The sequence below is a fragment of the Enterobacter sp. EC_50 genome (assembly GCF_019584525.1).
GTDB classification, from domain to species: domain Bacteria; phylum Pseudomonadota; class Gammaproteobacteria; order Enterobacterales; family Enterobacteriaceae; genus Enterobacter; species Enterobacter roggenkampii.
In genome coordinates, this window is the sequence record NZ_VDAF01000002.1 from 253318 (window position 1) to 267434 (window position 14117).

Below are 14117 nucleotides of genomic sequence, written 5' to 3' on the forward strand. Positions count from 1 at the left end.
TGCTCCTGTGTTTCGTTATTACCAGTGCCGAACCGGACCGGTATCAATATGCACAAAGTTGCTGCTGGGGTAATATCCTACACCACCTGCGCGCATAGATAACGCAGCTTTGCGAATATTGGCTAACGAAACGCCCTCAATATGGAAATCCATTGCCTGTCCCTTCGTGTGATAGCTTTTTTTCGCTACCCCGCGACTGTGGGCGCGCAGTTCATTATTGGTATCAACAGAGCGATAACCAGAAATAAGCTGCACCGGCTTGCTGGTGCCCAGCAGGCCCTGAAGGCGGTAAAGCTGATCAAACAGTCCTGGATCGATGGCTTTTATTTTATTCGCGCGGAAATCACGGAAAAAATGGTTAAGTCTTGCTAATTCATCCTGAATATAGCCTCTGCCATCGAAGAACTCCGCTTTTAGCGACTCACCGGTATGAAGATTGTTGAGCGTTAAAACTCGCGGACGAGGTGTCGAGAGGGTGGCAAATGCTGGCGTCGGCAAGATGGCCGCTGCGCCAAGCGCAACACCACCTAACGCCAGCAGTTTGCGGCGATTAGCGTCAAATTTGTCCATGATAATCAGGTCTACAGGTAAAAGAAATCGTAATATGCATAGCGCACGAAGGGCACCTTAACTGGCAAAACCGGGTACGTCAAGGCGCCCAACCCCAGTGAATACGCGGCTTGCAGCGATATAGCCCCTTATTCACCCTAACTTACGACAATCATTTTTCCCGAACTGCTTCATTTACCTGATTAATTGTTCCGCTTTTGGCAAAATTTGTGCGCCGGATCGCGCGGTGAGATCATAATTGTAAATATCTGTACGGTACTGAGTCCGCCCGTCTTCGCCAACAAACGCCGTCAGATAGTAAAGATTGACCGGAATATTGTGTCGAATATTAACGTAACGCGTATCCCCTTGTTTCAGGGCATCCGAAATGCGCGTATCGTTCCAGCCCGCATCCTGCAGCAGCATATTGGCCAGCTCCGAGGCTTTGTTCACACGCACGCAGCCAGAACTCAGCGCGCGCGTATCTTTCTGGAACAGGTTGTGGTTCGGCGTATCGTGCAGATAGATAGCGTCAGAACTCGGCATATTGAATTTGTAACGCCCTAAAGAGTTATGCGCCCCCGGTGCCTGCTGGAAACGGAACGGCAGGTTTGACGCCGTGATTGTCGACCAGTCGACCATATAAGGATCGATAGCCTCTTTACTGTTCCATCCACGCATCACCGTATAGCCATGACGTTCCAGATAACCCGGATCGTTCCAGACCTTCGGCAGAATGTCTTTCCGCGCCAGCGTCGGTGGCACGTTCCACGGCGGGTTAACGACTACGTTATTGAGCGCGCTGCTCATCATCGGTGTTTTGCGATCCGGACGCCCGACAATCACGCGCGACGCCAGTTTTTCGCTACCGTCCTGGTAATAGACCAGGGAATACGCCGGAATGTTAACCATAATACCGGTAGAAAGGGTTCCCGGCAGCAGGCGCAAACGCTGGATATTGAGCGCCAGCACCCCTGCCCGCTGCGCAGGCGATACGTTCAGCCAGTCTCGCGTCGTCTGGCCAATGACGCCATCGGCTCCCAGTCCCTGAGCGGCCTGGAATTGCTTCACTGCCGCAACCAGCTCGCGATCGTATGCTGCGGGTTTATTGCTGACGGCAATCGCTTTTTTCTCTTTCACGGGCGCTGACGGGCTGACCGCCGCGTTTTGCGGATCGTCGCCTGGCAGGGCGATATGTGGCCCGCCTTCAAGAAGACCCGAGCGCGTCAGGATCTCGCGCAGAGCAGGCACATCGCTGCTCCACTGCCCCGGACGCAACGTCGCGGTGCCGCGCATCTGCGGCCATGAGCGCGAGTCGCCCACCAGCGCGAGGAGAGACTGGTGAAGCGTGGCGTATTGTGGATGCGCCGGTGCGAGGCTGGCAATAAAGCGCGGCAGTTCGCCATTATCGAGGGCTAACTGCCACTGGTTAATCACCGACAGCGCTGGCGTCACGAGCTTGTACGGCTTATCGCTGTACAGCCAGCGGTTGCCATTGACCGGAATACCCGCCACGAACTGCAGGTAACCCATCATGGCATCGGAAAGCACCACATCTCTCGCCTGCCCTGTTACGGCAGGATCGGTTAACAGCTCAACCCACTTTGTAAACTGCGGCTGAAACCCTGCAATTGCGACCTCCGCCAGCTGTTGCTGAAAGGCACGCACGGCATCGCGGTTTTCCCACATCGGTTTCATATCGCGGGCGGCATAAAGCAGCGTGAGCTGATTGAGATAGACAGGCGTGTAGCCTGACGGCAGCCCCGACTGCAGCTGCTGGCTGAGCGATTCGGCGTCGATGCCTTCCGGCAGCGGCTTAATACCGGCCATTATCGCCGTCGCCGGAGATTGCTCCAGCGGCTGGGACAACGACGTAGGCTGCGCGCCCGTCGTTGCCGAGCTGTCAGTCGGCACAATTTCAGGCTCATCGGCCTGGGCGGTTAACAGTGGAGCAAACATCACTGCCAGACATAAACTTAGCGCCGACAGCTGACGACCACATTTTTTCTTAAGCAACATCCCTTGCCCCCTGTTTTCACGACATGCCCATCACGTTGGGGCTTTCTTTCATTATAGGTAGACGGCTAAGCTGTTGCCTTACCTTATGTAAAGAAGTTTAAAGATAACGCAGCCCTAAGCACAAGTTAAGTTTAAAAAAAAGCGGCGCCAGAGCGCCGCTTCGGGTCAGAAGACACTTCAGGAAGCGTCCGCCGTGGTTTCCGGCAGTGACTCCGGCGGCTGCGGCGCAAAGCCACGCAGCCCCACAACGTGGACGTGTTCGCTGTTCTGGAACACTTTACGCACCAGCTTGTAGGTTGTCCCTTTTTCAGGGCTGATGTTCTCCGGTGCGGCAATGATGAGCTGCATATCGAGACGTTCGCAAAGCTCAAACAGCGTGGCAATGGAGCGCGCATCAAGACGCGCCGCCTCATCCAGGAACAGCAGTCGGCATGGGGAGATGTCTTTGCCGCGCAGGCGGCGCGCTTCGTCTTCCCAGCTCTGTACCACCATCACCAGAATCGACATCCCGGTACCGATCGCTTCACCGGTAGAGAGCGCCCCGGATTCCGCGCGCAGCCAGCCGTCGGAGCCACGGTTTACCTCTACCTCCATTTCCAGGTAGTTACGGTAATCCAGCAGCTCTTCCCCGATGGTTTGCGGCGTACGCTGTCCCATATCAATCTGCGGATTCAGGCGCTGATACAGCTTCGCCAGCGCTTCGGAGAAGGTCAGACGGTTGCTGTTGAACAGATCCTGGTGCTGCTCGTGCTGCTCAGACAGCACTTCCAGCAGCGTCGCGTGGGCTTCACGCACGTTGACGTTGAGGCGCACGCTGTTCACCTGGCCAAACGACACGCTCTGCAGACCCTGGTTCAGCTGGCGAATGCGGTTCTGCTCGCGCTGAATAGTTTTGCGGATGATATTCGCCACGCTGCGGGAGCTGATCGCCAGCTTCTGCTCGCGAGAGGTCAGCTCTTCCGTCAGACGCCCCAGCTCGATTTCCATCTGCTCAATGGCTTCGACCGGATCGTCGGTACGGATAATGTCCTGACGAATACGCTCGCGCAGGTGCTGGTAAACCGCCACGAAGAACTGGATTTTACGTTCAGGACGTTTCGGATCTTCTGACATACGCAGGACATCGCGCAGGTGTTCGTTATCCGCCACCGCCAGACGCAGCGCACCCAGCGCCTTATCCGACATGGAGCGCAGCTCATCGGCAGAGAGGTACGCCAGCTCGCGACGGTGCAGACGACGCTCAACGTTATTGTCTTTCACCATGCGCATTACCGCGCACCAGCCCGCCTTAGCGGTCACGACCTGCTCGCGCATCTCAAAGTAGTCGCGCTCCAGCTTGCGCAGGCGACGGGTCAGGTTATCCATCTCCGCTTCACAGAAGGTCAGCGCTTTTTCCAGCTGATTGCGACGCGCGCGGTTGTTGCTGAGCTGAGCATGCAGCTCGTCACGACGAATGCGCGCGCGCTCTTCCGCCCCGCTGTCGGCACGGACGCCGATATCCTGAAGCTCTTTCTGCAGGTCGTTTAACAGCTCTTTCTTGGTGTCGAAGGAGCTTTTCAGCGAGGCCAGCACCTGGTTGTACTGGTTCAGCTGAGCGGAGTGGCTGCGCATCGCTTCGCGGGCGCGGGTACGCTCCGCTTCCGCCTGCTCAAGGCGCTGACGCAGCTTTTCATTCAGATCGCTGTTACCGCTCAGCATTTCCGCCGAATCGGAGTAGCCGAAATGGGCGCGACGCTGCACCACTTCCGTCAGGGCAAACGCCTGCTGACGCGCTTCGCGCTGCACCTGCTGTGACCAGGCATAATCTTCTTTTAACTGCTCGAACTGTTCCGGGTCGCTCTGCAGGACAGAGACAACCGGCTCCAGCTTCGCCAGTTGATTGCCGTGCTGCTGCACGAAGCGCGCGGCTTCCTGCGCTTCATCCAGACGCTCCTGGATCTCATCCACGCGGTCGGCCAGCGTGTCGTCTGCCAGCAGATTCAGGCGCGGCAGAATACGGTTAAGGGCCGCAACGCCCTCTTTCGCCTGCTCGAACTGGACGCGACTCTGCTGGTTGTCGCTTTCATGACTGGCAATCGCCCGTTCCAGTTCGCCACGGCGGGTATTGAGTTTGCGAATTTCCGCTTCCGGGTCGGCTTCGAAGGCCACGGCCAGATGGCTGCCGATAAAGCGGCTAAACGCCTGATGCAGACGCTGGGTTTTCTGCACGTCAAACGACAGCGTCGCAAAGCGTTCAGACAGCGTTTCACGCTCGGCGTGCAGGCTTTCGATGCGGCTTTCGCGCGCGGCGCGGCCAAACAGCGGCAGTTCCGGGAAGCGGGAATAGCGCCACTGACGGTCGGCAATTTTCACCACCACCGCTTTTTCCAGCTCGTCGACGCTGAATACGCTGTCATCGAACGACTGCGGATCCCCTTCGATCAGGTAGAGATCTTCCGGACAATCTTCCAGACCGGCAAGCTGCTCAGAAATCAGCGACAGATCCGGCACCACGATCGCGTTACGCGACGGGCCATACAGTGCCGAGAAGTATGGCGCATCGTCCAGGCCGACATCGTCGTAAATCTCAGACAGCAGTACGCCGCCAAAACGCTCTGCCAGGGCATTGAGGCGCGGGTCTTCCGCACCGCCCGGCTGGCTTAAGCGCTCAATTTCTTCGTCGACGTCACGCTTGCGCGCGCCCACTTCATCACGCTCAACAATCGCCTCGCGCTCGCGCTCCAGCAGCTGCTGCAGGTATTCAGTGACTTCCTGGCTGGATTCGAACTGCTCGCCGCACTGCTCACTGAGCTGGTTAAGGCTGCTCTGGGCCGCCAGCCAGACCGGGGCACGCTGCAGAAGCGCTTGCGAACGGGACTGAAGCTGTTCCAGCTCCTGACGCAGGGTCATACGCTGTTCGCTGGCGCTGGAGACCGTGTCTGAAAGCGCAGCGATACGCTCCTCGAGTTCCTGATGCAGGGCCTCAAGCTCGTCAAAATCGTAATGTTTGCCCTGACGCTTGCAGAATTCGGCCAGCAGACGCTCGGCTTCCTGCTGCTCGCGCAGGCGCTGTTCCAGCTCGTTCAGACGCATACGCAGCGGCTGAACCTGCTCGGCCAGATGGCGCTGGTTCACGCCGTCGCGCAGCAGCTCGCGGGCAACGTCCCAGGCTTCGTTACGCGCCAGCGGGCCGTTAATCGCCACAACCAGCTGATAGGCCTGCTCAAACTGGCTGTGCGCCGTTTGCGCAACACTCATTTTTTGTTCGAGGGAGAGCAGTTTCTCAGTGGCTTCCTGCTCTTTGGCCTGGAAGGTATCCAGCCACTCGTCGGCGCTTTCCGGCGTCAGGTCTGGCAGATGGCACAGCTCTTTCGCGCGCTGTAAGGCCTGTAGTGCCTGGGTGTACTGGATCGCACGCGTCTGCTGCACGTCCAGCGCCTGCTGGTAATCGGCAAGCTGGCTTTTCAGCTCATCCACTTCCAGCTCGGCCGCTTCGGCGCGGGCTTCGTTCTCTTCCTGCATCTCGGCGGCTTCGGCCACCACTTCATTTTGCTCTTCAAGACGAATTTGCAGCTCGTCGAGGTCCGCTTCATAGCGCTCGATTTTTTCCTGCTGACGGAGCGCGGTCTGCACCAGGTTCAGGTGATCGCTGGCGGCCTGGTAATCGGCTTCCAGGTCACCTTCAGCACCGTTGTGCTCGCCGAGCTCGCGCGCCATTTCGACGTGCTTGTACTGCTCGGCCACCAGCTGTTTGCGGGAGGTAAACAGCTCGCGGCGGTATTCTAATGCCTGATCGAGGTGGACGCGGCGCTCGTTGGCGTGGCGCATGTAGTCCGCCGCCACGTAGTTAGTGGCTTCGCTGATCAGGTGTTTAAACAGATCGCGGTCAGACTGGGTCACGCGAATCGCTTCCAGCGTCATGCGGTTTTCACGCAGCGCCGCCTCCATGTCCTGGAAGGCCTTACGCACCCCGCTGTTTTCCGGCAGGAGGTAGTCGCGCAGGGAGCGGGTAATGGCGCTGGAGATACCGCCGTACAGGGACGCTTCGATCAGGCGGTAGTATTTGCTACGGTCTGATGCGGTACGCAGACGACGCGCCACCACGCCGAGATCGAACATCAGCGAGTGGTAGTCTGTAATCGAGTTGAACTGTTTGAACTGCACGCCTTCGATCGCTTCGAGCTTATCTTTCAGCTCCTGCAGCGTCAGTACGCGCGCCTGGCGCTCGTTCAGGGTTTCCGTCAGCAGCGCCGTCGGCTGTACAGACGTTGGCAGCCCCTGGATGGCGAACGGTTTAATGTCGACTTTACGGTCGCGACCGGCAACCTGCTGCAGGCGCACGCCCACCACCACGCGCTGATGGCGGGAGTTAATGACGTCCAGAACCGAATAACAGACGCCCGCTTTCAACTTACCGTGCAGACCTTTATCACGGGAACCGCTTGTGGCCCCCGCTTCGGTGGTGTTACGGAAGTGAAGCAGCGTCAGGTCAGGGATCAGCGCCGTGACAAAGGCCGCCATGGTGGTGGATTTACCCGCCCCGTTACCGCCGGAGAGCGTCGTGACCAGCTCATCCAGATCGAACGTTCGGGCAAAGAAGCCGTTCCAGTTAATCAGCGTCAGTGAGCGAAATTTACCGCGTTCAATCATTACTCTTCCTCCCCGCTATCCGGCAGATTCTCTTCATGCTCATCATTGAGCTGCAAATGGTTTTCCACCGGCATCGCTTCACCGTCGCGGATCATGCGAAGCTGCGCTTCACGCGCGTCATCGCCCGCACGCACGTCGGCGCCGAAGCGGAAGACAGATTCCGTAATGCGGAATTTGCTGCTGTCGTGACCCATAAACCAGACCATCCCCAGACGACGCAGACGGTTCAGGGAAGAGCGGACTTTTTCCTGTAATTTCTGACGGTCGAGATCCGACCCCGTGGAGCGGTTGTTCACCAGCTTAAGCAGCTTGCCCTCATCTGCCAGCGTCAACAGCTCGTCGTAAAGTTCCTGCTGGGTGAAGATCCCTTCATTCGCCAGACGTTCCGGGCTGAGGTAGAGGTAGCAGAGAATTTTGCCGACCATCATGTCCAGCTCGGAGAGCACGGAACGCGGAATCAGCGTCGTGGAGCGCGGGCGCAGGTAGAAAAACCCTTCCGGCGCACGGATAAGCTCCACGTTGTAGCGGGCGTAAAACTCTTCCAGGTACTCCTGGAAGTCCATCAAAAAGGCGTGATTATCCAGCTCGTCTAAGCCAATGTGACGACCGGCACGCAGCTGGCTGTCCAGCGCCGGAAATAACGGATTCGCCAGCGCCTGTGCCAGCTTAACCGGCATCACTTGTTCAATATTTGTCAATGACATGCGCCTGTACCTTGGCTCCGTAATCGTTAATTGGCTGCCACTTCGGCGGCAGTCCGGTGAAATCGGCTTGCGCGATACCCAGGCGAACAGCCTGGTCTACCACAATGCGGGCAACGTCGAAGTGGCGCGCGCGAGGATATTGCGCCAGATAGTCGCGCACCACGAGCCCCAGATCCAGTGGAGCTTGTCTGGTTTTGTAGACCGCGAGCTGTTCTTCGATCATCGCCGCAAGCTGCTCGCGAATTTCGTTAAATTCTTCGTATTCCAGATCCGGCGGCAGTTCACCGGTTACCTCTTCATCACGCAATGCCATCTCTTCGTCGCGCATATCCAGCAGACGATCGGCATTGGCGTAGGTCAGCGCCCACGGCGCATCGAAATAGGTCTGCACCGACTGGCGCAGACGCTGGGCAAAGACGCGGTTTTTATCCATATCGATCGCGGTACGAATAAATTTATGCACGTGTCGGTCGTAGCCGATCCACAGGTCGATCGACTGCTGGCCCCAGCTGATGATGCGGTCCAGTTTACTCTGCAGGTCGAACACCAGACGGTCGATAAAGTGCAGATCGTCGTGTGCCAGCGTCGCGTCCTGGATGCGCAGCAGGTTCGCCTGCAGCTTATCCCCTGCGGCTTCCAGCGTATCCTGCAGCTCACGCAGCGTACCGGAGGTTTCTGACAGCAGAAGTTCACAGCTGGAGATGGCTGCACGCCAGTCTTTATTCAGCAGCTGTGCGATATCGTCTTTCACCTGCTGCTGCTGTTCGTCCATCAGACGCTGGGTCAGATCGATACTGTCGAAGATTTCCGCCACCGAGTATTTCAGCGGTGCATAGACGTTTCGGTGCCAGTGGAATTCGTCACCGTCTTCATCTGCCGCATCGGCGGCGCGCTTAAGCTCACCGGCCACGATCGACAGCTGCATGGACAGACGCAGCGTGGAAAATTCGCGTTGGCGAATGTAGTAATCGGTGATGCCGATGCCCAGTGGCGTCAGGCGATAGATGGCGTTTCCTTCCGCCTGCTCGCTGGTAAAGCGGTTCAGCAGACGTTGACGCACCATATCGTTAATTGCGTTGTTGGCACGCACGCTAATGGTTTCGCTGGTTTGCTCAAACGCATCACTGACATGGCGGAACGCATCCACCAGTTCACCCTCGCTCATTTCCCCATCCAGCCGCTCGCCGTTCAGCGTGGCGACCGCCAGCAGGAAAGAGAGTCTGTCTACCGGCAGCGAGATGGAGAAATCGTTTTTCCTGGCCCAGGCAACCAGTTCGGGGACTGTCTGGGAAAATTCACTCATAGGTTATCCTTGCATCTGCGGCTTGTGCGCGGTGACGTGAATATAGCGGCCAAGGCTGACAAAAGGCTCCTGGCGGCAATACCGCGTTTCCAATTCTGTTAAGGTGTCAAAACAGTCACGCTGTTTGTGTTTTTCACGCAGATAATCATGAAACACCCTGACGCCCGTCTTCCCGACAATCTGCCAGCCAATCGCTTCCAGCCAGCCATAGACCTGCTGTGGATCGCGCGGATAGTCCGGGGAAAGCGTGCGTTTTTTCTTTTTGGGCATCCCGACCTGAACATAGTCGAAGTTTCCCGCAACCATGTTGTGCATCAGGAAGCCGTTAGCATTGTAGAACATCAACGACAGCGTGCCGCCCGGGCGCAACATCGACCACAGGGTTTGTAACACGCTTAGCGGATCGGCAACCCACTCCAGCACCGCATGAAACAATATCAGATCAACCTGGGTTTCCAAATGCTGTGCGATGTCCTGAGCGGCGCATTGTATAAAATGCATGTTGTCGCTCACACCTTTCTCTTCAGCCGCACGCGTCGCGCGGGCGACCATTTCAGCAGAAAGATCGCAAAGCGTGACGTGATGACCGCGTTCCGCCATTTTTATGGCCGTCTGCCCTTCACCGCCTCCGGCATCCAGCACGCGCAACGTTTGACCACCAAAGGTAGCCAGAATGGTGTCCAAATCCTGCCAGAGGATCGTCTGACGGAGCTGCCCTTTCGTGGTGCCATAAATGTTGCGCGAAAACTTTTCCGCGATGTCATCAAAATTGCGATCCCGCATTGGGAGAGTTCCACTCGCTAACTGCAAAACCGCTATTTTGTCACACCCGCGCGGAGAATGAACCTCTCTGGTGTAATATCACCGTCAATCACCTGCTATATGGTCAAAAAAGGAACCAAAAAGGATGCTTTTTACCCTTAAGAAATACATTGGAGGGATGATGCTTCCCCTTCCGCTGCTGCTCATCATCATCGCGCTGGGGCTGGCGCTGGTGTGGTTCAGTCGCTTTCAGAAGAGTGGCAAAACGCTGATCACGTTCGGCTGGTTGGTCCTGCTGCTGCTGAGCCTGCAGCCGGTGGCTGATGGTCTGTTACGCCCCATCGAAAACAGGTACCCGACATGGCAGGGAAATCAGAAAGCGGCGTACATCGTGGTGCTGGGCGGCGGATATACCTGGGATCCTGACTGGGCCCCCAGCTCAAACCTGATCAACAACAGCCTGCCGCGGCTAAACGAAGGCATTCGCCTCTGGCTGGCGAATCCGGGATCAAAAATGATCTTCACCGGCGCGGCGGCCAAAACGAACCCGGTGAGTACGGCGGAAGCGGGCGCCCGGGTCGCGGAATCACTCGGCGTACCGCGCTCCTCAATCATCACGCTGGACAGCCCGAAAGATACTGAAGAAGAAGCTGCCGCAGTGAAGCAGGCGATTGGCGATGCCCCGTTCTTACTGGTGACCTCCGCCTCGCACCTGCCGCGCGCGATGATTTTCTTTGAAAAACAGGGCCTGCACCCGCTTCCCGCACCGGCGAACCAGATGGCCATCGACGCGCCGCTTAATCCGTGGGAGCGGGTAATCCCCTCCCCGGTGTGGCTGATGCATAGCGATCGCGTCGGTTATGAGACGCTCGGACGCCTCTGGCAGTGGCTGAAAGGTTCCTCAGGCGAGCCAGGGCAAGAGTGATTTAGTCGCCAGATCGAAGTTTGCGCGATTAAAGCGTCCGGTGTTAACCAGCTGCGCAACTTCGTCCCAGAGCAGGTAGAGCCAGCGCCGCCAGAGAAACGCTTCCGCAACGGGGGCGCGTTGAAGGTAATGCCACAGTAAACCTTCCGCCGCCCCGCTGTCGCTGAGCCTGAACAGCTCATATTCGCGCGGAGCCCAGAGCATGATCCCCGGCCCCACCATCGCCAGAAGCTGATCGCTGCGGGGGTCTTTTAGCATACTCCGCAGGGTGAAGTTACCGTGGATCAGCACACAGTTATCGTTAAAACCTTCGAACAGCGCCGGTAAACACTCCCGGGTGCGAAAGAGAATACGTTTGTCCTGCATGGTTAAACCGGTATTGTTGAACTGGTTAAGCGTTCCCCACAGCACTTCAACCCGCTGGCGATACCACAGCGGCCAGAGATTTTCCTGAGTGCTGTCGACCGGCCCAACAAGTCCGCGGCTATCCTGACGGTGCCACGCCAGCAGCGCCTCGACAATCTGGTCTTTTAGCTGTTCCCAGCGTTCCGGCGTTCGCGCGGGCGCTTCAACGGGTACACCACGTAAACGTTCAATCAGCAGTACGTCCGGGCCGGGGTGTTCCTCATGGGTCATCACGCCGTACACCGTCGGCATACGCACGGTTCCCTCCCGCGCCAGCATCGACATTTTCCATGCAAGCTGCCTGGCAACGCCGGGTGACGTGAAACTTCGTGCCATCAGCGGCATTGGGTTACCCTCACTGTCGTACAACGACCAGAGCGCGGTATCGGCTTTTTCACTCACGCATTCGACCCGGCTTAACTTTTCACCCAGCAGATGGCTAAGTTCGGCACGCAGCTGTTCCATATGAGATTACCCCCATTAAGACTACTGCTTTTATAATGAGCGTCCTTAATGAAGATGTCACCCGGAAGAGATCAATCAGGAAAAAGAAAGTGAAAAATAAACCGGAGAGTGCATCTCTCCCAACGGAGAGATGCCGGTAAGATTAACGCAATTCAGCGCGAACGCGCTCAAGATCTTCAGGGGTGTCTACGCCCGTGCCGGGGACTTCCTCAGCAACGGCAACGTGAATTTTCTCGCCGTACCAGAGCACGCGGAGTTGCTCCAGCATTTCGATATGCTCCAGCGGACTCGGGGCCCAGGCCACATAACGGCGAATAAAGCCGGCGCGATAGCCGTAGATCCCAATATGACGCAGGAAGGTATCACCGATGGTCTCTTTAGAAAGCGCAAAGCGATCGCGATCCCACGGGATCGTGGCACGGGAGAAATAGAGCGCATAGCCTTCCGCATCCATGACGACCTTCACCGCATTCGGGTTGAAAGCTTCTTCTGCATGATGAATGGGTACCGCCAGCGTGGCCATTCCAACCTGACGCTGCGCCAGGTTTTCGGCCACCTGACGGATAATGACAGCGGGGATCATCGGCTCGTCACCCTGCACGTTTACGATAACCGTATCATCACTGAAACCGCATTTCTCAACCACTTCCGCCAGACGCTCGGTGCCGGACTGGTGATCTGCGCGGGTCATGCATACCTCGCCGCCTGCCGCCTCAACCGCACGAGCGACATCCGGATGATCGGTGGCAACAATCACACGGTCAGCACCGGATTCACGCGCCCGCTCAAGGACATGCACGATCATCGGCTTGCCATTGATATCCACCAGCGGTTTACCCGGCAGACGGGTTGAAGCGTAACGCGCAGGAATAATGACAACAAAACTCATGGTTTGCTCTCTTCTGCCACCAGGGAACGGGCTTCGTTTTCCAGCAATACCGGAATACCGTCGCGCAGCGGGAAAGCCAGGCTGTCCAGCTTGCAAATGAGCTCTTGTTTGTCCTGGCTGTAGTAGAGTTTGCCGTTGCATACCGGGCAGGCAATAATTTCAAGTAAACGGTGATCCATAGTTCCTCCGTATGGGTAATCGCTAAAGCTTAACACATTCCTTTTCAGGGCGTGCCTGTTTCCCAGCCACTTCGACAGGATGTAAACAATCCATCAGGTACCCGGCCCAGCGTCACGTCGTCGGCCCCCTGCCAGCGCGCGAATTCGCTAATGGCGGACGTTAACCCTTTTTCCAGGCTCGCCATCACCCTGACGCCCTCTTGCAAATAAAGCGCAATGATTTCAAGCGTGCCGGTCTTGCGGTGCATTTTGGCATCCATGCGCCCGACCAGCTGCCCCTTATGCAGGAGCGGTAAAACAAAGTAGCCATACTGGCGCTTTGGGGCCGGGGTATAACATTCCAGCCGGTAGCTGAAATCAAAGAGCTGCTCGGCGCGTTTTCTGTCCCAGACGACCGGGTCGAAAGGCGACAATACCGCGCTGTGGGTCGCCTGCAGTTTCCCCTCCAGGGCCTGAGGCAATAGCGGGAGGAGATCCGCATGTAGCCACATTTCGCCCAGCGTTTCCACGGTAACGGGAATGACGCGCTGTTCGCGTTGCCACATGTCCAGCAGCGGTTTCAGCGCGGGCTGGCGCAGGCGATAGTAATCTGCCAGCCATTGCGTGCGAAAAATTCCCAGACTACGGGCGCTGTTCTCCAGCATAATGGCCTCGGCCGCCTCCTGGGTAAGCAGGTCGCGCTCGTCGTCCCAGTGGAGCATCACGCGATGCGTCAGGTCGTAGACGCGTTGAAAATTACGCCGCTCAATCACCATGACTTTGCCAGAGGTAAACAACCCTTCGAGATGACGCTTGTGCGGCTTCCACTCCCACCAGCCGCTTGTACCTTTGCGCGGGTGTTCAAAATCGGCAGAGCGTACAGGACCGTTTTCCTGAATATGCGCGATGAGCTGCTCTATTTCAGCCGCATGTTCCAGCATCCAGGCCTGTCGGTATTTCCAGCCCATCTTTTCCGGCGCAAGCATACGGTGACGCACAAGAGCAAAATCGCTGCGGGGAAGAAAGCAGGCTTCGTGCGCCCAGTACTCCATCAGCTCCCCCTTGCTGAGCGCCTCATCCAGCCACTGAGAAGGATAGCTCCCCAGGCGGCTGAACAGCACCAGGTAAGGGCTACGTGCCACAATATTAATGGTGTCGATCTGGAGTAGCGACATGCGCTGTACGGTAGAGAGAATATCGGCAGGCTGCGCGCGGCGGCGGGGCTTTTTGAGCAGCCCCTGCGCGGCAAGGTGGAGATTACGTGCGGCTGAGAGCGAGAGTTGCGGTAAAGACATGCGTTTTCCTGTCA

Annotated in this window: 11 protein-coding genes; 1 reads left to right on the forward strand and 10 read right to left on the reverse strand. The window is 57.3% G+C overall.

Annotated elements, in window-relative coordinates; all coding sequences use genetic code 11:
- Window positions 1-18: 18 nt before the first annotated feature.
- The 6 genes from FHC48_RS02995 to cmoM all read right to left on the reverse strand — a co-directional run bounded on the left by FHC48_RS02995 (window position 19) and on the right by cmoM (window position 9987).
- On the reverse strand, window positions 19-570 hold the full coding sequence (locus FHC48_RS02995) for a YcbK family protein (RefSeq protein ID WP_008499951.1): 552 nt from the start codon (window positions 568-570) through the stop codon (window positions 19-21).
- A 174-nt stretch (window positions 571-744) separates the two neighbouring features.
- Window positions 745-2568 (reverse strand): L,D-transpeptidase, encoded by a 1824-nt coding sequence (gene ldtD / locus FHC48_RS03000; RefSeq protein ID WP_059362038.1) that lies wholly within the window; start codon window positions 2566-2568, stop codon window positions 745-747.
- 177 nt (window positions 2569-2745) lie between these two features.
- Window positions 2746-7197, reverse strand: coding sequence for a chromosome partition protein MukB (mukB, locus tag FHC48_RS03005; protein ID WP_059362036.1), 4452 nt, complete (start codon window positions 7195-7197; stop codon window positions 2746-2748).
- Complete coding sequence (mukE, locus tag FHC48_RS03010; RefSeq protein WP_021240871.1) at window positions 7197-7901, reverse strand: chromosome partition protein MukE; 705 nt, start codon at window positions 7899-7901, stop codon at window positions 7197-7199. The genes mukB and mukE overlap by 1 nt, the downstream gene beginning before the upstream one ends.
- Window positions 7882-9204, reverse strand: coding sequence for a chromosome partition protein MukF (gene mukF / locus FHC48_RS03015; protein WP_008499955.1), 1323 nt, complete (start codon window positions 9202-9204; stop codon window positions 7882-7884). Before mukF ends, mukE begins: the two co-directional genes overlap by 20 nt.
- Before the next feature lie 3 nt (window positions 9205-9207).
- Entirely contained in the window at window positions 9208-9987 is a 780-nt protein-coding gene (cmoM, locus tag FHC48_RS03020; protein ID WP_008499956.1) for a tRNA uridine 5-oxyacetic acid(34) methyltransferase CmoM, read from the reverse strand.
- Window positions 9988-10111: 124 nt separating this feature from the next.
- Between cmoM and elyC the strand changes: the two genes are divergently transcribed.
- A complete protein-coding gene (gene elyC / locus FHC48_RS03025; protein WP_059362035.1) occupies window positions 10112-10891 on the forward strand; it encodes an envelope biogenesis factor ElyC in 780 nt (259 codons plus the stop codon).
- Here elyC and FHC48_RS03030 read toward each other — a convergent pair.
- The 4 genes from FHC48_RS03030 to FHC48_RS03045 all read right to left on the reverse strand — a co-directional run bounded on the left by FHC48_RS03030 (window position 10868) and on the right by FHC48_RS03045 (window position 14103).
- A complete protein-coding gene (locus tag FHC48_RS03030) occupies window positions 10868-11761 on the reverse strand; it encodes a YcbJ family phosphotransferase (protein ID WP_008499958.1) in 894 nt (297 codons plus the stop codon). The two genes, elyC and FHC48_RS03030, sit on opposite strands and share 24 nt — an antisense overlap.
- Window positions 11762-11903: 142 nt before the next feature.
- Window positions 11904-12650: a 3-deoxy-manno-octulosonate cytidylyltransferase gene (gene kdsB / locus FHC48_RS03035; protein WP_008499959.1), complete on the reverse strand. Its 747-nt coding sequence runs from the start codon at window positions 12648-12650 to the stop codon at window positions 11904-11906.
- The gene (ycaR, locus tag FHC48_RS03040; RefSeq protein ID WP_006174474.1) at window positions 12647-12829 is read right to left on the reverse strand and encodes a protein YcaR; all 183 of its coding nucleotides are present in this window, start codon (window positions 12827-12829) and stop codon (window positions 12647-12649) included. The genes kdsB and ycaR overlap by 4 nt, the downstream gene beginning before the upstream one ends.
- A 44-nt stretch (window positions 12830-12873) precedes the next feature.
- The gene (locus tag FHC48_RS03045; protein WP_059362034.1) at window positions 12874-14103 is read right to left on the reverse strand and encodes a winged helix-turn-helix domain-containing protein; all 1230 of its coding nucleotides are present in this window, start codon (window positions 14101-14103) and stop codon (window positions 12874-12876) included.
- Between the last annotated feature and the right edge of the window lie 14 nt (window positions 14104-14117).

Bases quoted from the DNA above. Each gene is read 5' to 3' on its own strand.
- mukE (WP_021240871.1), bottom strand. From the start codon at position 7,901: ATGTCATTGACAAATATTGAACAAGTGATGCCGGTTAAGCTGGCACAG.
- mukF (WP_008499955.1), bottom strand. From the start codon at position 9,204: ATGAGTGAATTTTCCCAGACAGTCCCCGAACTGGTTGCCTGGGCCAGG.
- FHC48_RS03030 (WP_008499958.1), bottom strand. From the start codon at position 11,761: ATGGAACAGCTGCGTGCCGAACTTAGCCATCTGCTGGGTGAAAAGTTA.
- ycaR (WP_006174474.1), bottom strand. From the start codon at position 12,829: ATGGATCACCGTTTACTTGAAATTATTGCCTGCCCGGTATGCAACGGC.
- elyC (WP_059362035.1), top strand. From the start codon at position 10,112: ATGCTTTTTACCCTTAAGAAATACATTGGAGGGATGATGCTTCCCCTT.
- mukB (WP_059362036.1), bottom strand. From the start codon at position 7,197: ATGATTGAACGCGGTAAATTTCGCTCACTGACGCTGATTAACTGGAAC.
- FHC48_RS02995 (WP_008499951.1), bottom strand. From the start codon at position 570: ATGGACAAATTTGACGCTAATCGCCGCAAACTGCTGGCGTTAGGTGGT.
- kdsB (WP_008499959.1), bottom strand. From the start codon at position 12,650: ATGAGTTTTGTTGTCATTATTCCTGCGCGTTACGCTTCAACCCGTCTG.
- FHC48_RS03045 (WP_059362034.1), bottom strand. From the start codon at position 14,103: ATGTCTTTACCGCAACTCTCGCTCTCAGCCGCACGTAATCTCCACCTT.
- ldtD (WP_059362038.1), bottom strand. From the start codon at position 2,568: ATGTTGCTTAAGAAAAAATGTGGTCGTCAGCTGTCGGCGCTAAGTTTA.
- cmoM (WP_008499956.1), bottom strand. From the start codon at position 9,987: ATGCGGGATCGCAATTTTGATGACATCGCGGAAAAGTTTTCGCGCAAC.